The organism is Campylobacter concisus (genome assembly GCF_002912425.1).
Taxonomy (GTDB): Bacteria; Campylobacterota; Campylobacteria; order Campylobacterales; family Campylobacteraceae; genus Campylobacter_A; species Campylobacter_A concisus_AH.
In genome coordinates, this window is record NZ_POYR01000180.1 from 18,982 (window position 1) to 43,063 (window position 24,082).

A 24,082-nucleotide genomic window follows, 5' to 3' on the forward strand; every position below is an offset into this window, starting at 1 on the left:
TTAAGATATCTGATTTAAGCCCATTTAAAGAGCTTAAAAAGAGTTTGTAAAAAGATGTTTTGCAAAGTAATGTAAAGAAATTTTCGCCACTTCGACACTTTAACTACGAATTAATTGCACTTTTATATGCTTTTTTATAACTTTGATATCTAGCAAGCTTTACAAAATTTAACCAAGAGCCAAGAGCTGCAAGGTACGAATGCCGTAAGCCGCGAACCACGCAAGCCACAAACTAAAAAGCAAAAAAAGACACTAAAATTAGTGTCTTTTATCGTTATCTTTCGCCAAGCTTCCCGCATGCATCAGCACGGCACCTACTGCAGTGCGTCATCTGCTCTATATCGCCGCCTATCGATCTTCGTATGCAGTGTATCTCCTCGGTTGAAGGGGACTTTAAATTTTCAAAAGGTGTGTCATGCACCGGTATCATCGCCATGCAGTTCATTATGTCAGCTACCCACTGCTTTGCCTTTGCCGAGATGCTTTGGACGTGATCCATATTGACCCCAGGGATGACTACGGTGTTTATCTTTACTAGCATGCCAGCCTCTTTTAGCTTGCGGATGCCCTCGTCCTGACGCGCTAGCAGTATCCTAGCAGCCTCCTCGCCGTAGTAGTTTTTACCTTCATATCTCACCCACGAATAGACCTTTGAGCCAACATCTGGCGTCACGGCATTAACAGTTACTGTCACGTGGCTCACGCCAAGACGCACGATCTCATCAACGTGCTCAGGCAGAGCTAAGCCATTAGTCGAGAGGCAGAGCAGGGCATTTGGGAAGTGGGACTTGCACTTTTCAAAGGTCGCTAGCGTCTTGTCAGCATCGCACATCGGATCGCCAGGTCCAGCTATGCCGATGACTGAGATGTCTTGTCTAAATTTAAAGAGCTTTTCTAAAAATTTCACCGATTCATCTGGCGTTTGCACCTTTGCCGTTACGCCAGGGCGATTTTCATTAGCGCAGTCATATATGCGGTTGCAGAAGTTGCACTGGATGTTGCAGTGAGGGGCAACTGGCAGATGCACGCGTCCGTAGCTAGTGGAGGCCTTTTTATTAAAGCATGGGTGATTGTCTAAATCAGCCTTAGTGCGAAATATCATTAGCTCTTTTTCCTTCCAAATTTAATGGCATTTGCATGGCAGACATTGAGGCAGTCTCCGCAGTTTGTGCAGTTTATCTCATCAGGTCTTGTCCCCATCTCGCACTTGCGCAAGCATGCGTCGCAGTCGTCACAAGCGCTTGTTTTATAGACGCGAAAGATCGAAAATTTACGCAAAATTTCAAGCACGCCACCTGATGGGCAGACGAAGCGGCACCAAAGGTTGGCTATGATTAGCGAGGCTAGCATGACCGAGATGATGACTGCCGTGCGAGTGACCCACTCCCATTCGCCAAAGCGAAGTGACAAAGTAACGGCAGTTAGGTACTCATCGCTCGTTCTTATAGGTATCATCATGCGTGGATTGCCCCAGACGAAATAGACCCAAAGACTGATTGCTATGGCAATTAGCATGCCTATTTGAGCGATTATCAGCTTTTTGCTGCGAATTTTTAGCTTGAAAAAGGCAAATTTACCAAGCATTTGATTGACAAAGCCAGCTGGACAGGCCCAACCGCAAAATGCCCTGCCAAAGAGGATGACAAGCGCTGGGATAAATAACCAAAATCCAAAAAACAGCGACGTGATCCGCCCCCAACAGGTGATGATAGGGCAGTTTTGGCAATTTACAAAAGGCACTACAAAAGGGCATCTAAAAATGCCGTAATACGCCCATTGTCCGATGCCTGCTATGAAGATGAGCTGCACTAGGCGTCTTATCTTTGTTGTGGGAGAGTTTTTGCTTTTCTTTTTTAAATTTACATTGCCGCATGCACTGCTATTAGAGCATGCGCTATTACAGCTACTACACATCTTTTACACCAAACCTTTCTATAAGCTCTAGCCCACGCGCTGAATAAATGGAGGTAAAGCCATGTTTTTCAAAAATTTCTTGCCCCTCAGTGCCGCAAACAAAGTCTGCAAAGTCATTTGCGAGCCTTTCATCTTTTACATATTTCATTATATTTAGCGTAAAAGTGAGCGGTCCAGGCGGGATGAGCTTTTCATCGATGGGCATATACTCGATCTTGTCTTTAAACTTATCGTGCGTTGTTAGGCGTTTTTCGATGATCGAGGCATCGCCCTTGCCATCAACTAGGTCGCACATCATATTTATGACGCATGATCCGTTTGCGACCATGTTTTTCATCACCGCATCAGTTAGGTTTGAGTTTTTTAAGATCCCTTTGACTGGGCCACTGCCAGGGGGCGATGATCTAAGAGGCAGCATCACTCTAACTCCTGGCTCTGCAAGGTCTTTTAAGTCGCGAATGCCAGCAGGGTTGCCTTTTGGCACGACTAGGACGTAGTCAGTAAAGCATAGTGGTCTAAAGTGGAGGCTAAGACCAGCTTTGCGAAGTTTTTTAGAAAGCTCTAAAACCCTTGCTCCAAAGAGCTCGGTCGTGCTTTGAAGTGCTAAAAGCGACTTGCCAAGAGCACCAGCAAAAGCGCCAGTGTATTGGATGTTGTGCCCTGTTCTTGACTCGTAAATGGCATTTAGCTTATTAAAAGCTTCAGATAGGCCACCACACGACCAAACTTGAAGCGAGTCAGACTTAAATGGCGTAAAGCCAGCCAGCATCGTTTGTGGCGTGGCAGCAGCAGCTGTGGCTAAAGCACCTTTTAAAAAGCCACGGCGTGATATACCGGTTTGTTTTAATTCCACGAAATCTCCTTTTGGGATTTAAGAAATGTAAATTTGATATTTTCGGCACGCGAAACTTGTGAAATTTGACTTTTGAAATTTGCAAAAATGGTAGTTGAAGGTAAATTTATGCAAATGTAAATTGCGACCGCAATCTAAATTTGAGTGATTATAGCCAAATGCTAGCTTAAAAATCGAGATAAATTCAAAAAACGAAGGGGTAAATTTGCTAAAGTAAATTTATCGTTTAAAAAATAATTAAGATTTTAATCATCAAAAGGTTTAAAAAGGTATATAATGCCTTTTGCGATTTAAATGGAATTTATCTTAAAAATGGAGGTTTATCTTGAAAAATAATCTTAGCATTTCTCTTGTTTTATCTAGCATTTTATTTAGCTGCTTAGACGCTCAGGTCATGGATATAGGGACAAATTTTTATAGAGATTACCTTGATCTTGCGCAAAATAAAGGCATCTTTAAAGCCACAGACGCTCCACTGGAATTTACGCAAAGAAACGGCACTAAATTTACGTTTAATAAGATCCCAAACAACAACGCAAGAAACAATAAAGGCAACTTCACCTCCCTTGGACGAAATTTTGTAGTAACGGCAAATCACACACTCCTTGCCTCAGCTGCTACAAATTTTAATGAAAACAGAGGCTGGTTTGGCAACACACTTTATGAATACGCGACAAATTCTACGCAAAAGCTTTATGGCGCAGACACAACATATCTGCGAACTTCAAAATACATAGTCGAAGGGCAGATCGATCCTTTGGATGTGCCAAATTTGGAGATCTCTAGCCAAGATCAAGCAAAAGATGAGGCTAATGCAAACAAGATAGAAGATCGTTTTAGAGATATAAAAAATAGCGGCGGAGCTAGTGGCGAGAACATCCTTGCATACGAGGCTGGCACAGGCTCACTTGCCCTTGAAAAGCCAAAAAGCGATTCAGATGGCTTTGCTGAGGTGATGAGCGCTACTGAGTTTGAGAACCAAAATATAGTAAATAACGCACTTAGCGCAAGCGTAAATGAGATAGGAGTGGCGTATTCTGCGGTTTATAAGAGCCATTACTCAAGTGTAAGCAAACCTGGGATTTATCTATTTATGACTTCAAACAGAGGCTTTAGAAATAGACTTTTACCAGGAGATAGTGGCTCTGGGTTTTTTGTCTATGACACGGTAGCTCAAAAATGGGTCTTAGTAGGCGTTTTAACCGGAGTTGAGGATAATAAAAACTACGCTTCTATCGTCACTGCAAGAGATTTTAACGACTATAAACAAGAGTATGAAAATTTAGTAAGTGGCGTAAATGTCCTAGGTAGCGCGCTAGTGCAAAATAAAGATAATATATTTAGTAGCGCAAATGGCTCAAACATCACGCTAAACTCTAATCTAGACTTAGGACATGGCGGTATCGTCGTAAATAGCGGAGATCTTACGCTAAATAGCACAAATGGTAGCAAGATAGCGAAATTTGCAGGTTTTGACATAGCTGGGGGTGGAAGTTTAAATTTAAACGTCACTTCAGACACAAGCGTGCATAAGCTAGGCAAAGGCAGCTTGATAGTAAGCTCAAGTGGCAACAAGCCACTAAGGCTAGGCGAGGGCGTGGTTGAGCTAAGAGCTTTAAATGCCTTTGATAAAATTTATCTAACAAGTGGCAGGGGGCTCTTAAGGCTTGGTGTGAATGAAAATTTAAATGATAAAATTTTCTTTGGTAATGGCGGTGGAGCGCTTGATCTAAATGGCTTTGATCAGACTTTTGACAACATATCAGCCAACTCAAGCGACGCGAAGATAACAAATGAAAACTCACAAAGAGCAACGCTTGCTATAAACGGCGAGAGTGGCAAAGATACGATATTTCACGCAAGCATCGATAAAAATATAGAGCTAAGACATAGTGGGCAGGGCAAGGAGCTTGTTTTTGACGGAGGATTTGACATTGATGGTGCTTTGAGCCTAGAAGATGCAAAGGTTACGCTCCAAGGACATCCAAAGACGCACGCCATTGGCGATGCTAGCGTTTTAACTCCCCTAGCAAAGAGCAAGATAGCCGCAGCTGGTCTAAACGAGCCAGCCTATATGGATCTAGCTCGCCCATCCACACTCTCTCAGCCTGACTGGGACGAGAGAAAATTTAGTGCAAAAGATGGCATAAAGCTTAAATCATCAGAGCTTACCATAGGTAAAGATGCTAAGCTAAATGGCGACATCACGGCTAAAAACTCGGTCATAAATTTAAGTGGCGAGCTAACTCACTATATAGATAAATTTGATGGCTCAAACACCTATGATGACGGCTTAAAGTACCGCCAGGATATTGAGAGTAAAAATTTACTTGTTAAAGACGTTAAATTTGACAATAAAATCGTCATGGATAGTGATAGCCTGCTAAGAGTAGGAGGAGGTGCAACTAAGCTAAAAGAGCTGGTTGTAAATGGCAAAGATACGCCTTTGGCTAAAGATGTGCTCTTGGGCGATGGTAAATTTGAGGTAGAAAATTTAGAGGTTAGTGGCGCGCAAAAGCTTGGCTTTGAGCCTGATAGTGTCGTAAAAAAGAGCCTAAAGATAAAGAGCTTTGGCAGTAAAAATGAGCCAGTACTTGACTTTAAAAAGGTCCTAACCCTTGGCGCTGGGATGAAATTTGATGTTGATTTTACTGCAGCACTTAAAGGCGGTATGGCGCTTGATAAAACATATACTTTAGTAAGCGCACAAAGCATCATAAATGAGGGCGCTATCTTTAACAACGAGCAAAAACTTGGGGATTTGTTTATGACATATGCCATAAATGGTGGCAAGATCGAGATGAAGCTAAGCGATAAAAAGGGAGAAAATCCAGCCGTTTCGCCTAATGTAGTGCAAGAGATGGCTTCTAAATTTAGCCAAAGAGAAAATAAAATCCTAAGCATGCTAAAAGGCACGCCTGAATTTGTGCAAGCAATCTCAAGTGGTGACGATGAGGCACTAAGAAAACTAGCACAAAAAGCAGATAAAGAGATGAAAGAAATTTCTACTTCAGCGCTCAAAGTGAGCATAAAAGCCTTGCAAAACAGCAATGAGCTGATGAACTCTAGGTTATTTCAGGTCACGCAGCTAAGAGCAAAGGCTGATATCTCGCAGTTTAAGCTAGCTGGACTTGAAAGTGACATCATGCCAAGCGCGAAGATGGCTTACGAAGCAGCAGAAGCTAGCAGGGAGAGAAATAACGTTTGGGCAAATGTAAATGGTGCTTATTTTAAGGATAGGCAAAGCGATGGCGACCTTAAATTTTATGGTACAAATATCGGCTATGACAGAGGTTATGACGAGTTTATCTTAGGCGTGAGCGCTGGAGTAAGCAAGGCTAAATTTAGCTCAAATGTATTAAAAGATGATGCTAAAATTTATAGTTTTGGTGCGTATGGGCTTTTTGAAAGAGGAGCTCACGAGATACAAAGTAACTTAAATTTTGCCTTTATAAACTCAAAACGTAGCCTAGATGAGGCGCAAAAAGCTAGCGTAAAAGGCAGAGGCATCCTCTCGAGCAACTACTATAAATATAAAATTTCACTCTCTAAAAGTGGCGAGTTTGAGCAAAGCATAAAACCACTACTCGCACTAGAGCTTGGCGCTAATGGCATTGATGGATTTAAAAATGACCGATATGACCAAAAGAGCATAAATGACTTTAATGTGGCTGTAGCAGCAGGAGTAGAATACGCTTTAAACAGCGAGAAAAACGCATTTGGCGTGCAATTTTTAGTAAAACAAAGTGTATATAACTCAGAAGATAAGTCTTATGTTTCGCTTAATAATTCAAATGAGTATGTTGATTACAAGCTTGATAACAATAAACTAAGCTATAAGCTTACTTTAAACTCAGACACCAAACTTAGCGAAAATTTAGTTCTCTCTTCTCAGCTAAGCGGGATGCTTGATAATGATAAAAACTACGGCATAAGTGGTGGTTTGAAGATCGAGTATAAATTTTAAATTTATGTCAAAGTGGATTTAAATTTCACTTTGGCGTTGGTAAAAAGCAGATTGTTTTAAATTTGGTAATTTTGAAATCTAATGAAAAATAGTGAAATTTAAACTTGAAAGTAGGTGGTGGGTTCACCAGGACTCGAACCTGGGACCATCCGGTTATGAGCCGGATGCTCTAACCAACTGAGCTATGAACCCACAGTTGAAAGAAAATCGTATTATACAAGAAAAAGCTTATCTAAATATAAAAATAGCCTTTTTAATATGGCGTATAAAAACGAACAAATTTAAAAAGAAAAAGCCCTAAAATAGGGCTTATAAATTATTTATAATTTTTTATCGCAGCGTCTAAAATCTCTTTTGCAGCGTTTGCGTCTTTAAATTCTTTCACCTTTACCCATTTGTTTGGCTCAAGAATTTTATAAGTTTCAAAGAAATTTTTGATCTTATTTAGCGTCGCAGTTGGCAAATCTTCGTAGCTTTTTATCGCCTCATATCTTGGATCGATCTTTGTAACTGGCACAGCCAAAAGCTTCTCATCCATACCTGCTTCATCTTCCATCACCAAAACGCCTATCAAACGGCAAGGGATGACGCTACCAGCTTGGAGTGGATACTCGTTTAGCACCAAAATATCAGCTGGATCGCCGTCAGCTGCAAGTGTGTTTGGTACAAAGCCGTAGTTTGCTGGGTAGAACATCGCTGAGTAAAGCACGCGATCAACTACGACTGCACCGCTATCTTTGTCGATCTCGTATTTGATATTTGAGCCATAAGGTATTTCGATTACAGCATTGATTTTGTCTGGGTTTGAGCCAAATTTGATCTTTGAAACGTCCATATATTCGTCCTTTGTGTTAGAAATTTTCGTGATTTTAGTATTTTTTGCATTAAATACGCGTAAAATTTAACTACTTTATAACCTCTACGCTACCTACGTCGTTCTTTGTTTTTGTAAGCTCTTTATCTACTTCGCCTCTTATTCTTAAAAGCGTGTCTTCGTTAGCTGTTACATTGCCCCACTTATTATTGTCAATCTCAACAACAATAGTATCGCCATTTTTATCGGCAAATTCATATTTGTCTGATTTGATGTGTGACTTTATCTTGCCCTCAAGCATGACTTTTGCGTCATCATTTAGTTTTAAAGCCTCTTTTACGCTTATAGAATTCTCGCTTGAGTGTTTTGAGACAAAGCCTCCAGCCATTGCGATGCTAGCAGCCAGTGAAGCGATGAAGATTTTTTTCTCCCTTTTGGTTGATTGTTAAATTTAAAGGATATTACATTTTGGGTGTTAATAAATGGTAAGTTTTAAAACCTTGCACCTTTTGATGCAAGGTCTGTGAATTATATAAGTTTAGCTAGTAAATTTTTGATGTCAGCTACGATTTCATCGATACCACGCTCGCCATTTACCACGTGAAGTAGCTCTTTTTCGCTGTAAAATTTGCGGATAGGTTTGATCGGATCAAGATAGACTTTCATGCGGTTGTTAAAGACTTCGTTGTTGTCGTCAGCGCCTCTTGCACGGCCAAGCACTCTAGCTCTTGCCACATCTTCGCTAACATCTACTTCGATGACGCCTTTTAGAGAAATTTCATCTTGCTCGCTTAAGACTTTGTCAAGCTCGGTCATTTGCTCAACGCTTCTTGGGTAGCCGTCGATTATGATGTTTGATTTATTTGAGCTTTTGATAGCTGAGACGATCGCATTTACGACAACGTCAAGTGGGACCAAATTTCCTTTTGAGATAAAGCCATCTATTAGTTTGCCAAGCTCGCTACCGCTAGCTACTTCAGCTCTTAAAAGATCGCCAGTTGAAAAGTGTGCAAATTTCTCATCTTGCTGTGCGATGATCGATGCGTCTGTTGTTTTGCCGCTGCCTGGAGCGCCTATGATTAAAAATAAATTCTTCATTTTTTCCCTTTTTTATATTTTTTGAGCGCCTTTGAATGAGTTTGAAAATTTCACCCTGCAGCAGACTATATGTCTAGCTTTGGGATGAAATTTTCTGCACAACATCCAAATTCATCTCAAAAATTTAAATTTTTAAAATAACTCAAATTTAGACATCTAAAAGTCTAAATTTATTGCAAAATTTTAAGCCTTTTGCTCTTTTTCTCTTATCCTTAGTCCTAGCTCCCTAAGCTGCTCGTTGCTAGCGTAGCTTGGTGCCTTTGTGAGTGGGCACTGAGCGCGCTGTGTTTTAGGGAAGGCTATGACGTCGCGGATCGAGCTTGCTTTATTTACAAGCATATTCAGCCTGTCAAAGCCGATCGCGATACCACCATGTGGAGGCGCACCAAATGTCAAAGCATCAAGCAAGAAGCCAAATTTCTCACGCTGCTCGGCTTCATCTATGCCAAGAAGCTTAAAGACCTTTTGTTGGATGTCATTTTTGTGAATTCTTATACTTCCGCCACCAAGCTCAAAGCCGTTTAGTACGACGTCGTGAGCGATAGATAGGATATCTTCAAGATCAGGCTCGTCTATATTTTTTGGCATAGTAAATGGGTGGTGCATCGCAGAGTAGCTACCATCGTCATTTTGCTCAAACATTGGGAAGTCAAGCACCCATAAAAACTCAAGTCTGTCTTGATCGATGATACCCATTTGTTCTGCTAGGAAAATTCTAAATCTTCCCATATAATCAAGCACAATCTTTTTCTTGCCAGCACCAAAGAATACTACATCGCCAACTTTTAGCTCACATCTTGAGACGATCTCGTCAAGGTCGCTTTGCTCGAAAAATTTGCAAAGCGGACCTTTTAAACCATCTTCTTTCATCTGGAAGTAGCCAAGTCCTTGTGCGCCAAATTTACGTACAAATTCCTCAAATCTATTCATCTCGCGCTTACTAAAGATGTTGTCGCCATTTGGCACTTTTAGCGCTTTTATGCGGTTTTTCTTCTTATCTTTTGCGATAGAGCTAAAAATTTCATTGCTTGAGCGCTCGAAAATATCGATAACATCGATCATTTTTAGATCGTATCTGAGATCAGGCTTGTCTGAGCCGTAAGTCTCGGTCGCCTCCTTGTAGCTCATACGTCTAAATGGCGTTTTGATGTCGTATCCGCAGGCTTTAAAGATATCTTTTAGCATTGTCTCAGCCATATTTATGATATCTTCTTGCTCGACAAAGCTCATTTCGATATCTATTTGAGTAAATTCTGGTTGGCGATCAGCCCTTAAGTCCTCGTCGCGGAAGCATTTTGCTATCTGAAAATACTTATCAAAGCCAGAACACATTAAAAGTTGTTTAAATAGTTGCGGGCTTTGTGGAAGCGCATAAAATTGGCCTGGATACACGCGGCTTGGCACTAGGTAGTCTCTCGCACCTTCTGGAGTTGCGCGTGTTAAAACTGGAGTTTCAAACTCGATAAAGCCCATTTTATCTAGGCTATTTCTAGCTGCGATAGCTGCGCGAGAACGCATTTTAAAGATATTTTGCAAACGCTCGCTTCTAAGGTCTAAAAAGCGGTATTTTAGTCTGATGTCCTCATTTACGCTCTCATCGCCTATCATAAATGGTAGTGGCTCGCTTGGATTTTCGATGATGAGCTCGCTTACTATCACCTCTATTTCGCCAGTTTTTAGCTTTGGATTGGTTAGTCCTTCGCCCCTAGCCCTTACTTTTCCTTTTGCTTTTAAGACATATTCATCTCTTACTTTTGCAGCCACGTCGTGTGCTTCTTTGCTATCAGCAGGGTCACAAACTAATTGTATAAGCCCGCTAACGTCTCTTAAGTCGATGAAAACAACGCCGCCGTGGTCTCTATATGTGTTTGCCCAGCCACAAAGTATTACTTCTTTGCCGATATCAGCTTTGCTAAGATCGGTGCAATAATGACTTCGCATAAAATGCTCCTTTGCAATGTTTTTTAGGCAATTATAATCGCTTTTTTCTTTTGAAAAGCTTTGTTAAAATAAAATATGTTACAATCATTTCTATGAAAAATGAACAAAAATTTAATACCACAAACGCCAAAAAAGTGGGACTTATCGCAAAAGATTATCCATTATTTAAGCAGGATTTAGCAAAGCTAGAAAAAATTTTAAAAAAGTATAACGCTGAAATTTTGCTTGAAAAAAACTGTGCAAAGCAGGTAGAAAAAAGTGGCTTTGAGCTGATAAAACTAGCCAAAGAGTGCGAATTTCTTATCACTCTTGGCGGTGATGGCACGATCATCTCAACTTGCAGAAAGCTAGCTCACATCTCGCCGCTCATCCTAGGCATACACGCTGGCAGGCTCGGCTTTTTGACAGATATCACGATAAATGAGAGCGAGAAGTTTTTTAAAGACTTTTTTGATGATAAATTTGAGGTAGAAACGCCTTTTATGCTTGATGTGACACTTCACAGAAATGATGGCAAAACTGAGCAAAAGATAGCATTTAACGACGCAGTCATCGTTAGTAAAAATGGCGGTTCGATGACGCATATCGAGGCACTTTTAAATGAAAAGTATTTTAACTCATATTTTGGAGACGGCGTCATAGTGGCAACTCCAGCAGGAACCACGGCATATAACATGAGCGCAAATGGCCCTATCATCTACCCGCTAAGCGAGGTCTTTGCGCTAACTCCCATCTGCTCGCACTCGCTCACGCAGCGTCCAGTCGTGCTTACGAAAAATCACACGGTCAAATTTAGAACAAATAGCGACGCCATTTTAGTCATAGACGGACAAGACCGTTTTGATATGAGTAAAATTTCAGCCGTTAGCATGAGTCTAAGTGACAAAAAAGCGAGGCTGATACGCCATATCGGCAGGGATTATTTTCAAATTTTAAAAGAGAAACTTCACTGGGGTTATAATGATTGATCGAATTTTGATTAAGGATTATCTAAATTTTAAAAATGTTGAGCTAAATTTCAAAGAGGGTCTTAGCGTATTTACGGGCGTCAGTGGTGCTGGTAAGTCGGTGCTGATGAGTGCTATTATGGCTGTTTTTGGGCTAAAAGATAGCGAGGCAAGGCTGATAGAAGCTGACGTTGAGCATAAATTTGAGCTTGATGAGTTTGGCATAGAAAACGAAGAGGTCAATATTTTCAAGCTTTTAAAAGATAAGAGCACGAGGTATTTTATAAACCAACAAGCTATCTCAAAGAAAAATTTAGCCCAAGTGGCGCGCGAGCACATCAAATATCTCTCGGCAAAAGAGGCAAATGAATTTGAAAATGAGAAATTTCTAAATTTGCTTGACAGGCTTGAAATTTCAAAAAATGAGAAATTTAAAGAGATAAAGCAGGAATTTGAAGAGGCATTTTTAGAATTTTCTAAAATTTCAAAAGAGCTAGCCACTATAAAAGAGGAAGAGAAAAAGGTCGAGGAGCTAAAGGAGCTTGCTAGCTTTGAGATCGAGAAGATAAGAAGCGTCGGGCCTAAAAAAGGCGAGTTTGAAGAGCTTATGGAGACTAAAAAAAGGCTTAGTAAAAAAGATAAGATAAATGAGGCGTGGGCTAGGGCTGAGCGGATATTTGAGCTAGAGCACAGCGTAAATGAGGCGCTAAGTATCAGCGATCTTGACAACGGCTTTTTTGAAGATGCGATGAACGAGCTAAGGGTCGCAAGAGATAGCCTAAATATGGAGGAGCTTGACGATATCGACGTGGAGAGCGTGCTTGATAGGATAGAAGCTCTTAATGCCATCATCAGGCGCTATGGCAGTGAGGAGGAGGCGCTAGAAGCGCTTGATAAAAAGGAAAAAGAGCTTGCCAGGTATGAAAATTTAAGCTTTGAAAAGAGCGAGCTTGAGAAGAAATTTGAAACTTTAAGCAAAAAGGCAAATGAGCTAGCCAGCACTTTAAGCAAGGCAAGGAGCGTAAATTTAAAAGAGCTTGAGGCTATGATAAATTTATACCTAAAAGAGCTTTATATGCCAGATATTACGCTAAGGATTGAGGCTAAAAAGCTTGATATCTTAGGAGTTGATGAAATTTGTCTAAATTTAAACGAGACCTCGCTTAAAAATTTAAGCTCAGGCGAGCTAAACCGCTTAAGGCTGGCTTTTATAGCTGCCTCTAGTGAGATCACAAAAACTGGCGGTGATGTAATCATTTTAGATGAAATAGATGCAAATTTAAGTGGAAAAGAGGCGATGAGTATCGCAAATGTCTTGCTTAAGCTAGCAAATTTCTATCAAATTTTTGCCATTTCGCACCAGCCACAGCTTAGCTCAAAGGCAAATTCGCACTTTTTAGTAGAGCGTCACGGCGAGAGCTCAGTCGTAAGAGAGCTTGACAAAGAGGAGCGTGTAAATGAGCTTGCGCGTATGATAAGCGGCGAGCATATCAGCGAAGAGGCGATAAATTTTGCAAAAGGACTTTTAAAATAGCTTGAAATTTAAGTTTTAAATTTAAGCTTTGTGATTAGGTTTATTTGTTAAAATCCGAGCTAGTTTAATAAAAAATCGCAGGAATAATATGGAAAGAATTCTAGTAGTTGATGATAATAAGGCACTTGCTAAGCTAATCGTCATGCAGATGGAAAAGAGCATTGAGGATATGGCGATCGACGTTGCTTATGATTTTGCCGAAGCCCAGATGCTTATTAGCGAGCACGGCAAAGATTATTTTATGACTATCTTGGATCTAAATTTACCTGACGCACCAAATGGCGAGATCGTTGATTATGTCCTTGCTCAAGGGCTCTGTGCTATCGTTTTAACTGGCAGCATCGATGATAAGACGAAAGAATTTTTTATAAACAAAGACATAGTTGATTACGTCTATAAGGGCAATATGGATGATATCAACTACATCTTTCAAATGATAAATAGACTAAGCAAAAATAGACAATACAAAGTCCTTGTCGTTGAGGACTCATTGCCTTTTAGAAATATGATAAAAAAAATATTAACTAGCCTTCAGTTTAAGGTTTTAGCAGCAGCCCACGGCGAAGAGGCGATGAGCTATTTTGCTGATAATCCTGATATAAATTTAATCATAACTGACTATAGAATGCCTGTTAAAGATGGTTTAGAGGTCTTAAAAGAGGTGAGAAAAGAGAAAGATAAAAACCACCTTGGCGTGATCGTGATGACCTCGCCTAGCGAAAAGACTGATGCTTCGATATTTTTAAAAAATGGAGCTAGCGACTTTATAGCAAAGCCATTTTCAAAAGAAGAGCTCATTTGCCGTGTAAATAACACCATTGAGGCGATGGAAAATATAAATAAGATAGCAAATTTTGCCAACCGCGACTTTTTAACTGGCGCTTACAATAGAAGATTTTTCTACCAAGATATAGAAGAGTATGTCCAAGCAGCTGAAGAGCTTGATGAACCTTATGCGTTTGCTATGCTTGATATAGATCACTTTAAAAAGATAAATGACACATACGGACATGATGGTGGTGACAAGATACTAAAATCACTCGCAAAGATACTAATTGACAATACAAAAGGAAGAGACGTGGTCGCTAGGTTTGGTGGTGAGGAATTTTGTGTTGTTCTTAAAAAGATAGCAAAAGAGGAGGCGATTAAATTTTTTGTAAATTTAAGAGCAAAAGTGGCTGAAAATGAGGTGATCATAAAAGATAAAACCATAAAAGTGACCGTTTCTATCGGGGTTTCTTTTGGGAAAGGTCACTGCGAGATAGATGATATGCTTGAAGCTTGCGACTCGGCGCTTTATGTCGCAAAAGAAAATGGTAGAAATAGGGTAGAAATAGCTTTATGATTATAGATACGCATTGTCATTTGGATAGTAAAGTTTATGATTTTGACCTAGAGCAAATTTTATCTGAAGCCAGAAATTTAGGGCTAAAAGGCTTTATTATCCCTGGAGCTGATATTAATGATTTACCAAAAGCGGCTAAAATAGCGCACGAAAAAAATGATATTTTCTTTGCCGTTGGGGTTCATCCTTATGATAAAGAGAATTTTAATATAGAGACTTTAAGAGAATTTGCCAAAGACAAAAAGTGCGTGGCTATCGGTGAATGCGGGCTTGACTACTACCGCTTGCCAAAAGATGAAGGTGAAAAGCTAAGAGAAAAAGAAGATCAAAAACGTATTTTTTTAGCTCAACTAAATTTGGCAGTTGAGTTAAAAAAACCCGTTATCCTCCACATCAGAGAGGCTAATGAGGACTCTTTTAACATCTTAAAAGAGTATGCGCCAAAGCTTGAAGCTGGAGTGGTTTTGCATTGTTATAATGCTTCGCCACTTCTTTTGGAGCTTTGTAAATTTGGGAATTTTTACTTTGGCATAGGTGGCGTTTTGACATTTAAAAACGCTAAGAATTTAGTTGAAATTCTGCCAAAAATTCCTTTTGATAGGGTATTGATAGAGACTGACGCCCCTTATCTCACGCCAGAACCAAATCGTGGTAAGAGAAATGAGCCGGCGTTTACGACATTTGTTGCTAAAAAGATAGCTGAAATTTTAAACCTTGAATTTGAAGTAGTTTGTAAAACGACTTCAGATAATGCCAAAAGGTTATTTAAGTGCTTTGCCTAAATTTTGGGCATTGTGCTTGCTTAAGATGCTAGCATCATTAAGCTTTGACACGAAAAAGGATAGAAATGAAAGCAATGCTTAAGATATTTTTATTATTTGCATGTAGCACCTTGCTACTAGCAAACGCCCCTGAGAAGAGCTCTTATGACACTCAGGTTAAAATTTTAAAGGAGCTAGACATCGATGCTAGCTTTATGAAAACTTCTCACTATGCAAAGATGAGACAAGGCATACAAAACTCACAGGTAAGAACATTTACAGATGCCTTGAAAAATGGCTATATGTATATACCAATGATTAAAGAGCAGATCAAAAAATCAGGCGTGCCTGAGTCGTTTTTCTATCTAGCGATGATAGAGTCAGGCTTTTCAAATCACACTGTCTCAAATGCTAAAGCTACTGGTATGTGGCAGTTTATGGAGCAAACAGCAAGAATTCATGGTCTAAAAGTAGGGCAATACACCGATGAGAGAAAAGATCCAGTTGAATCAACTGTCGCAGCTACAAACTATCTAAGATCACTTAAAAATCAATTTGGCAAATGGTACTTGGCGGCAATGGCATATAACTGCGGCGATGGTGCGTTAAAAAAAGCTATACAAAAAGCCGGTACAGACGATCTTGTAACGCTTCTTGATGCTGAGAAAAAATACCTTCCAGCTGAAACTAGAAATTTCATCATTAAAATTTTAAGAGCGGCATATATAGCAAAAGATGCGGACTTTTTGATATCTAAAGAGTCATCTTTGCTAAATATAAATGGCGGATTAAGGCTTACGAAAGTAAAAGTGCCAGGCGGTACAAATTTAGCTCAGATAGGCGATAGCATCGGTCTTAGCACAAAAAAGATGAAAAGCAACAACCCGCATTTAAAATTTGTATTTACTCCTCCAACTTTAAAAGATTATTACGTTTATATCCCTGAAAATAAAAAGCAACTTTTCTCAGATAATTTCAAGCCATTTAATGGCAAAAATAACTTCTACGCATACACTGTAAAAAAAGGCGAAACCTTGCTCTCTATCTCTAAAAAAACAGGCGTTAGCCACAGAGCAATCAAGGACTACAACGAGCTTAGCACAAACGCAGTAAGTTATAATCAAAAACTAATAATCCCTTTTTCTACTCAAAATAAATCTCACAACTATGTAGTTCAAACAGGCGATACAATCGCATCTTTATCAAAGAAATTTAATGTAAGTGAAAAAGATCTAAAAGATGCAAATTCTTTGGCTAGTTCAAATTTAAATGTCGGAGCAAATATTGTCATACCGTAAGAGCCTAAATTTCTACTTAGGACTAAGTTTTACACTTCTAATCACTGGTTGTTCTTGGAGCGGGGCTCCATTTACTCCAAGTGGCCCAACTAATGTAAGAGGCAACAACTCCGCATCAGTTCAAAAAGCAACAATGAGACCTTACACGATAAACGGCAAAACCTACTATCCAACCGTCGTAAGTGTCGGCGACAAAGCTAGCGGAACGGCAAGCTGGTATGGCCCAAATTTTCACGGCAAAACGACCTCAAATGGCGAAGTTTATAATATGTATAATATGACTGCGGCGCATAAGACTTTGCCGATGAATACAATACTTAAAGTAACAAATTTAAGAAATCAAAAAAGCGTCATCGTGCGTGTAAATGACAGAGGACCTTTTGTGGCTGACAGGGTGCTTGACCTTTCAAAAGCAGCCGCGATGAAGCTTGATGTCATCGGCACTGGCACAGCTCCAGTTAGTATGGAGGTTATCGGCTTTAATGAAGACATTAACGCTGTTACAACTGCTAGCGCGCAACCAACAAAACCAACAAGCACTGGCATAAAAGTGCCAAATCCAGTCTCTCCAACAGCTCCGGTTGGCGGCATCGTGATCTCATCAGAGCAACGCGTTGTGGGCGGAGATTTTATGGTACAAATTGGCTCATTTAAAAACCTTGAAGGCGCAAATAGATACCAAAGAGAACACAAAAGCATAGATGGCTATAGATCAGTCATTAAGACATTTACGATAGATGGCTCAACTATTTATAGGGTATTCTTAAATGGCTTTAGAAGCGAGGACGAGGCTAGGGATTACGCAAGAAGTGGTAAATTCCAAGGCGCATTTATAGTGAGAGGTTAGGGCGTGAGAGAGGAAATTTTAGAACTAACTAGAAATACAAAAGAGACGCAAATCTCGATGAAACTTAAAATTTACGGCTCTGGAGTTGCAAAGATAAGCACAGGCATTGGCTTTTTTGACCATATGCTTGAAGCTTTTACCAAGCACTCTTTGCTCGATCTTGAAATTTCATGCAAGGGCGACACGCATGTGGATTTTCACCACAGTGTCGAGGATGTTGGCATAGTTTTGGGACAGCTTTTAAAAGAAGCTTTGTATCCATTAAGTGGTGTTGAGAGGTTTGGCGAGGCGAGCGTTGTTATGGATGAGGCGGCTGTTTTTTGCGCACTAGATCTTAGCAACAGAGCTTACCTGGTATATGAAAATTTTAATGAAAATGCCAAGGTTGGTGAGTTTGACACTGAGCTTGTGGAGGAGTTTTTTAGAGCAGTTGCCATAAATTCAGCCATAACTCTTCATCTAAATCAAATTCGTGGCAAAAACACTCATCACATCATCGAAGCAACATTTAAATCATTTGCCGTAGCACTCCGCAGAGCGCTTGCCAAAAACGCAAGGATCGGCACTCCAAGCACAAAAGGCGTTTTATGATAGAGATTATTTTTTTAGACGTTGATGGGTGCCTCACTGATGGTAAGATCATCTACAATGCAAATGGCGAAGAGCTTAAATTTTTTGATGTAAAAGATGGCTACGCGATAGAGAGCTGGCTAAAGCTTGGCAAGAAAGTGGCTATCATCACTGGTAGAAAGTCGGCTATCGTTGAGCGAAGGGCTGAGGATCTAAAGATAAACCACGTCTATCAAGGCGTTGGCGATAAATTTGAAGTAGCAAGCGAGATATTAAAATTTGAAGGGCTTAGCTTTAAAAACGCAGCAGCTATCGGCGATGACTATAACGACTATAAAATTTTAGACGCAGTTGCATGGAGCTTTAAGCCAAAAGATGCCATTAAAGAGCTTGATGTAAAGACAAAGCTAAAGCACAAAGGTGGCAATGGCGCTGTTAGAGAGATGATCGAGATGATCATAAAATCAGAAAATTTATATGACGAGTGGTCTAAGCGTTGGTTGTAAAAATTTTCTACTTTGTCGTGGCCATTTTTAGTGCTGTGATGATATTTTTAGCGGCTCAAGACCCATACTTAGCAAACGTGTTAAAGGTTGATACTAAGATATCAAATATGCAGGTAAATGACGTGGTTGATTACGAGATAAACTCGACCAAGATAAGCGGAGTTTATGAGAGTGACGAGCTAAACAGATATAGCGACAGGGATGAATTTTTAGACTTTAAAGCGAGAATTTTAAGGGGAAATTTAAGACATTTTCTAAGCTCAGATAAGGCTATCTCGCAAAATGATGAGATAATCTTTCAAAAAAATGCAAACTATGAAAACAACGATAGTTTGAAATTTAAAAGCGATGAAGTTATATATAACACAAAGACAAAAATAGTAAGATCAGAAGCAAATTTCACCATCACTAGAAATGGCGACAAAGCACTAGGCGATAGTGGAAGCTACGATCTTGGTAAAAAACAAACGCAGATAAAAGGGTTAAGGGCATGGGTAGAAGAAAAGCAGCGATTTTAGCGATGATTTTGGGCTTTACATTTTTAAATGCAGAGCAAGTTGAGATCACATCAAATGATTTTTTTGCTGACGAAAACAAGCAGATCAGCGAGTTTGTAGGCAATGTAAATATCAAAAAAGGCTCATACGATGAGCTAAAGGCAAACAAAGTCGTTGTGCATTTTGATAAAAAGCGCCAGCCAGTAAAATATGTAGCCACAGGCAACGCTAGGGCTAAAATTTTCATGAAAGATAAGCACTATGAGGGCAAGGGTGATACGCTTACATACGAGCCAGCAAAGCAGACATACACAGTAACTGGCAACGGCTACTTGCACGAGGTAGAGACTGATAAAAATGTCTATGGCGAAAAGATCGTGGTCAATCAAAAAGATGGCACATATAGCGTAAATAGCGATGAGAAAAAGCCGGTTAAATTTATCTTTCAAATAGAGGATAAAACCAAGTGATAAGAGCCTTGAGCGCTAAATTTATCACATCAAGCCCAAGCATAAAAGAGGCTCCAAGCTTTGTGACAAGCGAGGTGGTCTTTTTAGGCAGGTCAAATGTAGGTAAAAGCAGCCTCATAAACGCACTTGTAAATCAAAAAAATTTAGCCAAAAGCTCGTCTACGCCGGGCAAAACGCAGCTTATAAATTTCTTTGAGGCTGAGTTTTGTGAGGAAAAAGAAGAGAGCGAAAAAGAGAAATTTAAGCTCATCTTGGTCGATCTACCAGGCTTTGGCTACGCAAAAGTTGCAAAGTCAAAACACGACGAGTGGCGAAAAAATTTAGATGAGTTTTTGAAATTTAGAAGCGACATCAGACTTTTTATACATCTAATCGACGCTAGGCACTTTGACCTAGACATCGACGTAAACGTGGATTCTTACCTAAAAAGCTTTTTAAGAGCTGATCAAAAAATCTTAAATTTATACACAAAAAGCGACAAGCTAAATCAAAGCCAAAAGAGTGCGATAATGAAATTTGACCCAAGTGGCATTTTGGTCTCGACACTCAGCAAAAGTGGCATCGACAAGGCACGGGAAGCTATCATAAACCACGCTCTTGGTAGGTAAAATGCAAACCATAAGCAGCTTAGATATTAAAATTTTTAAAGGCTTTTGGTGGGTCATTTTTTTGCTCTCTTACGAGATCGCAACTACGCAGTTTGGCTTCTTGCCGCCACTTATTGGCATCTTTTTTACATATATGATTTTGGAGTATTCAAGAAAGCAAAAACAGTATGATGAGTTTAAACCCTCATGGTATTTTTCGCTCGTTTTCTTGGTCTTTGCTGAGCAAATTCATGGCTTTTATCTCTTTTCAACGATCATTGCATTTTTGCTATTTTACAACTTCGTGCTAGATTGGCTCTATACGACGATGAAGTGGCGAAACTGCCTGCTCATCATCTTTGTCGCCTCTGGTTATGTGCTAACTTTTCTTGTAAATAATCTTTTTGCCTACGTCTTAAACGAACCAAATTTGACTTTTAGCGCAGAGTATCTATTTTTCATAGCGCTTGAAAGTGTGCTTGCTATCGTGCTTTTTAGGGACAAAGTGCTATGAGGATGCGTATCGTTTTTGGCGTGATCGCTCTTTTTTGGATCATGCTTTTGGGGCGGATTTATCACCTAAGCGTTAATTCAAATACCTACTACAACGAGATCGCCGAGCAAAATGCGATAAAAACTATCTACATCCCGCCAGTTAGAGGCATCATCTTTGATGCACACGACAAGCCTATGGCGGTCAATCGTCTTGGCTTTTCTATCTATGTAAAGCCGCACCTTAGCGCAAACAAAAAGGTGAAAATTTTAGACGATGAGCTAGCCTATATCGGCTCGCTATTTGGCGATCTAAACGTCACCAAGCTTAAAAATGAATACATAAAAAACGACTCAGCCTACAACCAAGACTTCATAAACGTGGTCGAATTTGTTGATTATGATAAATTTTTGCCATTTTTTGCACCCCTTTCTCTACGTGAAAATTTAGAGATAAGACCCGCTTCAAAGCGCCACTATCCATACAATGACCTAGCTTCTCACATCATCGGCTATGTCGGCAGGGCAAACCAAAAAGATATGGAAAATGACCCTTTGACAAAGCTTACAAACTATATTGGCAGAAGCGGCGTCGAGCGCTTTTATAACCCTATCTTGCAAGGAATTCAAGGCTTTAAAAAGATCAAGGTAAATGCGCTAAATGAGGAGATCGAGCAGGTGAGCTATCAAGCGCCGCAAAGTCAAAACATAAAGCTCGCCGTCGATCTTGAGCTGCAGCAGTTTGTCGCTGACGTATTTGGTAAGGACGCGGGAAGTGTCATAGTTATGAGCCTAAAAGATGGCGCTATCATCGCAGCAGGAAGCTTTCCAGAATACGATCTAAACCCATTTGTGCTTGGAATTTCTCAGGCTGAGTGGGAAGAGCTTGTAAAAAACGTCGATCACCCATTTACAAATAAACTGATAAACGGCCTCTATCCGCCAGGATCTGTCGTAAAAATGGGTATGGCGCTTGCCTTTTTGGATAATGGCATGAGCAAATATGATAGCTTTTTTTGTAGTGGCTCGTATGAGCTTGGAGGGCGTAAATTTCGCTGCTGGAACTCGCATGGTCATGGCACGGTTAATATGAACACGGCCATTAGAGAGAGCTGCGATGACTACTTTTACAAGGGTAGTCAAAAGATCGGTATAGATGCCATTGTGCCGATACTTGAGCGCATGGGCTTTGGTAGAAAAACAGAGGTTGATTTACCAAATGAATTTGTAGGGACCTTGCCAAGCAGAGAGTGGAAGATGAGGAAGTATGGCAAGGCGTGGTTTCAAGGCGAGACGCTCATCACCTCTATCGGACAGGGAAATTTTCTAGTCACACCTATGCAGGTGGCTAAATACACAGCAGGCCTTGCAACTGGGCTAAATGTAACGCCACATTTTTTAAAGAGCATAGATGGCAAGGATGTTGATTTTACGCCAACAGATGATGCTTTTACGCCGTTTGAGAAGTCACAGCTACCTGCCATTAGGCATGCGATGTATGAGGTGGCAAATCACCCAAGAGGTACGGCAAATAGGCACTTTGTGGGGAGTCTTGTAAAGGTTGCGGCAAAGACTGGAACAGCTCAGGTCGTTGGCATCTCGCAAACTGAAAAGAAACGTATGAAAGAAGAAGATATGGCGTATCTGCAAAGATCTCACGCGTGGATGACGACCTATGCGCCTTTTGAAGACCCGCAATACGTCATCACGATGGTTGTCGAGCACGGCGGTCACGGCGGTAGCGCCGCTGGACCAAAGATCTCTCAAATTTATAACAAGCTAGTTGAAATGGGGTATATAAAACTTGATAAAGTCCAGACTGAGAAAGATAAAAAACAATAAATTCTATCTCTAAAAAAATTATTAAATATGTCTGTATGCATTTGTTTGCTCGCAAAACGTGAAATAGTTCTTGAAAGATAAAAAATATAATAAATAAATTGTGGCATGCATTCATAATTTTGGTATTAACCAAATAAACATTTAAATTTGTAATGAAGTAATTAAAAGCAGTTTTTGAAATTTTAGCCCAAGAAAGGGCTAAAATTTATGGATTATAGACCTTCAAAAGGATTTGAAGCTACGTCTTTGCGATCAACTATATAAGGTATGATAGCTGCGTGGCGAGCTCTCTTGATCGCTTTTTCTACCATCTCTTGGTATCTTTTTGATGTGCCAGTTAGGCGTCTTGGCATGATTTTAAATCTCTCTGACAAGCAATACTTCAAAAGTGAAGTGTCTTTGTAGTCTATAAAATCAATTTTTGCTTCTGTAAATTTGCAATATTTGCGTGAATATTTTCTTTTTTCTGCCATTTTTTATCCTTTAAAATTAAAACGGTATTTCTTCATTGTTGAAGCTATCAGCATCAACGTCTATATCAGGAACTTCTGAATAACTCTCTTGCTTTCTTTGCGGTGCAGCTTGTGGTCTAGTTTCTTGTTGGCGGTTATATTGGTTATTTTGATATCCGCCTTGTTGTCCGTAGCCACCGCTATTTTGGCTATTCATAGAATATCCGCCTTGTTGCGTTTGGTTATTTGAGCCAAGCATCTCCATGCTTTCGACGGCGATAGAGTGTTTTGAGCGATTTTGTCCGTTATTGTCGGTCCACTGATCAAATTTGAGTCTTCCTTCGATAAGCAGCTTCGATCCCTTGTTAAGATATTGGTTTGCTATCTCTGCACTCTTGCCAAAAAATGATATATCAATAAAGCAAGTCTCATCTCTTCTTTCCCCATTTGAGGTGATTTTGCGTGTCACAGCTATACTAGAATTTCCTATGGCAACGCCGCTAGTAGTATATCTAAGCTCTATATCTCTGGTTAAATTTCCAACTAATACTACTTTATTGAACATTTTTTATCCTTGATTATTCTTCTGTAAATGTTTGCTCGTCTACTTTTTCAGCTCTTGGCTCGCGTGGTGCTCTTGGCTCGCGAGGTTCTTTTTTTATAGTTTGCTTGATACCTTTGCAAAGTCTTTCCCAAGCTGCGATTTCGCGTTTGTTTTCATATTTAACGCTTAAAAATCTTATGATATCTTCTGTGATTCTTACGTTTCTTGTAAGCTCTGCAAGAAGTGCTGGTGGAGCTTTGTAGTAGATAACAAAATATGTTCCACGCTCATATTTTTTGATGGTATAAGCTAGCTTTCTAGTGCCCATCTCAACGACAGTAGCGATCTCGCCGCCGTTTTTTGTTATGACTTCTTTTACGAAATCAACCTTAGCTTTAACTTCCTCTTCCGTCAATGTCGGCTTAAGAATAAATAAAAGCTCGTAATGTTTCATTTTTTCTCCTTATGGATATTTAGCTCACTTTGTGAGCAAGGATTTTGCATTAAGCAAGGGTGGATTTTAGCTTAAATTTACTTAATATTTGCTGTTGATATGAGGTGCTGGAGGTTTAAAATGGTTGATAAAACGAAAATTTCTTTATCCATTTTTGTATTTGTTTTTAGCTCTAGATCGGCTAAATTTAGCGTTTTAAATATCTCCAAATAGGCATTTAAACTTAGCTTTAAGCTATTTGCTTTTAGTAAATTTGCAACATTTACAGGTGGCTGATAGCCGATCGCTTCGTCTAAATTTAAGCGTCCATTTATCTTGATGTAAGAGTAAATTTTAAATAGCCTAAAAA

Annotated in this window: 24 protein-coding genes, 1 tRNA gene and 1 pseudogene; 14 read left to right on the forward strand and 12 right to left on the reverse strand. The window is 39.8% G+C overall.

Features of this window, described 5'->3' with window-relative positions:
* Positions 1–274: 274 nt before the first annotated feature.
* From nifB to CYP84_RS09730, 3 genes are read right to left on the reverse strand one after another with little or no spacing between them, the layout of a single operon-like run.
* Positions 275–1,102, reverse strand: a complete 828-nt coding sequence (gene nifB / locus CYP84_RS09720; protein ID WP_103637408.1) for a nitrogenase cofactor biosynthesis protein NifB — start codon at positions 1,100–1,102, stop codon at positions 275–277.
* Complete coding sequence (locus CYP84_RS09725; RefSeq protein WP_103637409.1) at positions 1,102–1,914, reverse strand: 4Fe-4S binding protein; 813 nt, start codon at positions 1,912–1,914, stop codon at positions 1,102–1,104. The genes nifB and CYP84_RS09725 overlap by 1 nt, the downstream gene beginning before the upstream one ends.
* Positions 1,907–2,767, reverse strand: coding sequence for a substrate-binding domain-containing protein (locus CYP84_RS09730; RefSeq protein WP_103637410.1), 861 nt, complete (start codon positions 2,765–2,767; stop codon positions 1,907–1,909). The genes CYP84_RS09725 and CYP84_RS09730 overlap by 8 nt, the downstream gene beginning before the upstream one ends.
* Before the next feature lie 325 nt (positions 2,768–3,092).
* Here CYP84_RS09730 and CYP84_RS09735 point away from each other — a divergent pair, with 325 nt between their 5' ends.
* A complete protein-coding gene (locus tag CYP84_RS09735) occupies positions 3,093–6,734 on the forward strand; it encodes a S6 family peptidase (protein ID WP_103637411.1) in 3,642 nt (1,213 codons plus the stop codon).
* 115 nt (positions 6,735–6,849) lie between these two features.
* Here CYP84_RS09735 and CYP84_RS09740 read toward each other — a convergent pair.
* The 5 genes from CYP84_RS09740 to aspS all read right to left on the reverse strand — a co-directional run bounded on the left by CYP84_RS09740 (position 6,850) and on the right by aspS (position 10,587).
* A tRNA-Ile gene (locus CYP84_RS09740) sits at positions 6,850–6,926 on the reverse strand.
* 124 nt (positions 6,927–7,050) lie between these two features.
* A complete protein-coding gene (gene ppa, locus CYP84_RS09745; RefSeq protein ID WP_009294194.1) occupies positions 7,051–7,569 on the reverse strand; it encodes an inorganic diphosphatase in 519 nt (172 codons plus the stop codon).
* A gap of 70 nt (positions 7,570–7,639) precedes the next feature.
* Complete coding sequence (locus CYP84_RS09750; RefSeq protein WP_258033930.1) at positions 7,640–7,969, reverse strand: NirD/YgiW/YdeI family stress tolerance protein; 330 nt, start codon at positions 7,967–7,969, stop codon at positions 7,640–7,642.
* Between the two features lie 107 nt (positions 7,970–8,076).
* On the reverse strand, positions 8,077–8,646 hold the full coding sequence (locus tag CYP84_RS09755) for an adenylate kinase (protein ID WP_021092793.1): 570 nt from the start codon (positions 8,644–8,646) through the stop codon (positions 8,077–8,079).
* 183 nt (positions 8,647–8,829) lie between these two features.
* Positions 8,830–10,587: an aspartate--tRNA ligase gene (gene aspS / locus CYP84_RS09760; RefSeq protein ID WP_009294191.1), complete on the reverse strand. Its 1,758-nt coding sequence runs from the start codon at positions 10,585–10,587 to the stop codon at positions 8,830–8,832.
* 92 nt (positions 10,588–10,679) lie between these two features.
* On the opposite strand from aspS, the gene CYP84_RS09765 reads away from it, so the two are divergent.
* The 13 genes from CYP84_RS09765 (at position 10,680) to mrdA (ending at position 22,283) form a co-directional block, all read left to right on the forward strand.
* Positions 10,680–11,555: an NAD(+) kinase gene (locus CYP84_RS09765; RefSeq protein WP_103637416.1), complete on the forward strand. Its 876-nt coding sequence runs from the start codon at positions 10,680–10,682 to the stop codon at positions 11,553–11,555.
* A complete protein-coding gene (locus CYP84_RS09770; protein ID WP_180996411.1) occupies positions 11,548–13,068 on the forward strand; it encodes an AAA family ATPase in 1,521 nt (506 codons plus the stop codon). The genes CYP84_RS09765 and CYP84_RS09770 overlap by 8 nt, the downstream gene beginning before the upstream one ends.
* 88 nt (positions 13,069–13,156) lie before the next feature.
* Positions 13,157–14,413: a diguanylate cyclase gene (locus CYP84_RS09775; RefSeq protein ID WP_021084426.1), complete on the forward strand. Its 1,257-nt coding sequence runs from the start codon at positions 13,157–13,159 to the stop codon at positions 14,411–14,413.
* Complete coding sequence (locus CYP84_RS09780; protein WP_103637413.1) at positions 14,410–15,195, forward strand: TatD family hydrolase; 786 nt, start codon at positions 14,410–14,412, stop codon at positions 15,193–15,195. The genes CYP84_RS09775 and CYP84_RS09780 overlap by 4 nt, the downstream gene beginning before the upstream one ends.
* A 65-nt stretch (positions 15,196–15,260) precedes the next feature.
* Complete coding sequence (locus CYP84_RS09785; protein WP_103637414.1) at positions 15,261–16,472, forward strand: lytic transglycosylase domain-containing protein; 1,212 nt, start codon at positions 15,261–15,263, stop codon at positions 16,470–16,472.
* Positions 16,459–17,319, forward strand: a complete 861-nt coding sequence (locus tag CYP84_RS09790) for a septal ring lytic transglycosylase RlpA family protein (protein WP_103637415.1) — start codon at positions 16,459–16,461, stop codon at positions 17,317–17,319. Before CYP84_RS09785 ends, CYP84_RS09790 begins: the two co-directional genes overlap by 14 nt.
* 15 nt (positions 17,320–17,334) lie before the next feature.
* Positions 17,335–17,910: an imidazoleglycerol-phosphate dehydratase HisB gene (hisB, locus tag CYP84_RS09795; RefSeq protein ID WP_035142991.1), complete on the forward strand. Its 576-nt coding sequence runs from the start codon at positions 17,335–17,337 to the stop codon at positions 17,908–17,910.
* Positions 17,907–18,395, forward strand: coding sequence for a KdsC family phosphatase (locus CYP84_RS09800; RefSeq protein WP_004317467.1), 489 nt, complete (start codon positions 17,907–17,909; stop codon positions 18,393–18,395). Before hisB ends, CYP84_RS09800 begins: the two co-directional genes overlap by 4 nt.
* Complete coding sequence (gene lptC / locus CYP84_RS09805) at positions 18,386–18,913, forward strand: LPS export ABC transporter periplasmic protein LptC (RefSeq protein WP_021086384.1); 528 nt, start codon at positions 18,386–18,388, stop codon at positions 18,911–18,913. Before CYP84_RS09800 ends, lptC begins: the two co-directional genes overlap by 10 nt.
* Positions 18,886–19,362 (forward strand): lipopolysaccharide transport periplasmic protein LptA, encoded by a 477-nt coding sequence (gene lptA, locus CYP84_RS09810; protein WP_103571386.1) that lies wholly within the window; start codon positions 18,886–18,888, stop codon positions 19,360–19,362. Before lptC ends, lptA begins: the two co-directional genes overlap by 28 nt.
* Complete coding sequence (yihA, locus tag CYP84_RS09815) at positions 19,359–19,970, forward strand: ribosome biogenesis GTP-binding protein YihA/YsxC (protein WP_004317590.1); 612 nt, start codon at positions 19,359–19,361, stop codon at positions 19,968–19,970. Before lptA ends, yihA begins: the two co-directional genes overlap by 4 nt.
* Position 19,971: 1 nt before the next feature.
* Positions 19,972–20,463 carry a hypothetical protein gene (locus CYP84_RS09820; RefSeq protein WP_021087205.1) on the forward strand — a complete coding sequence of 164 codons (492 nt, stop codon included), beginning with the start codon at positions 19,972–19,974 and terminating at the stop codon, positions 20,461–20,463.
* Positions 20,460–22,283 carry a penicillin-binding protein 2 gene (mrdA, locus tag CYP84_RS09825; protein ID WP_087580959.1) on the forward strand — a complete coding sequence of 608 codons (1,824 nt, stop codon included), beginning with the start codon at positions 20,460–20,462 and terminating at the stop codon, positions 22,281–22,283. Before CYP84_RS09820 ends, mrdA begins: the two co-directional genes overlap by 4 nt.
* 212 nt (positions 22,284–22,495) lie before the next feature.
* Here the strand turns inward: mrdA and rpsR are convergent, their stop codons facing one another.
* The 4 genes and pseudogenes from rpsR to CYP84_RS09845 all read right to left on the reverse strand — a co-directional run.
* Positions 22,496–22,756 carry a 30S ribosomal protein S18 gene (rpsR, locus tag CYP84_RS09830; RefSeq protein WP_087582546.1) on the reverse strand — a complete coding sequence of 87 codons (261 nt, stop codon included), beginning with the start codon at positions 22,754–22,756 and terminating at the stop codon, positions 22,496–22,498.
* Between the two features lie 16 nt (positions 22,757–22,772).
* Positions 22,773–23,300, reverse strand: coding sequence for a single-stranded DNA-binding protein (locus CYP84_RS09835; protein WP_012140073.1), 528 nt, complete (start codon positions 23,298–23,300; stop codon positions 22,773–22,775).
* A gap of 13 nt (positions 23,301–23,313) precedes the next feature.
* Positions 23,314–23,733, reverse strand: a complete 420-nt coding sequence (rpsF, locus tag CYP84_RS09840; protein ID WP_004317779.1) for a 30S ribosomal protein S6 — start codon at positions 23,731–23,733, stop codon at positions 23,314–23,316.
* A gap of 77 nt (positions 23,734–23,810) precedes the next feature.
* Positions 23,811–24,082, reverse strand: a pseudogene (locus CYP84_RS09845) (DNA polymerase III subunit delta); the annotation flags it as partial.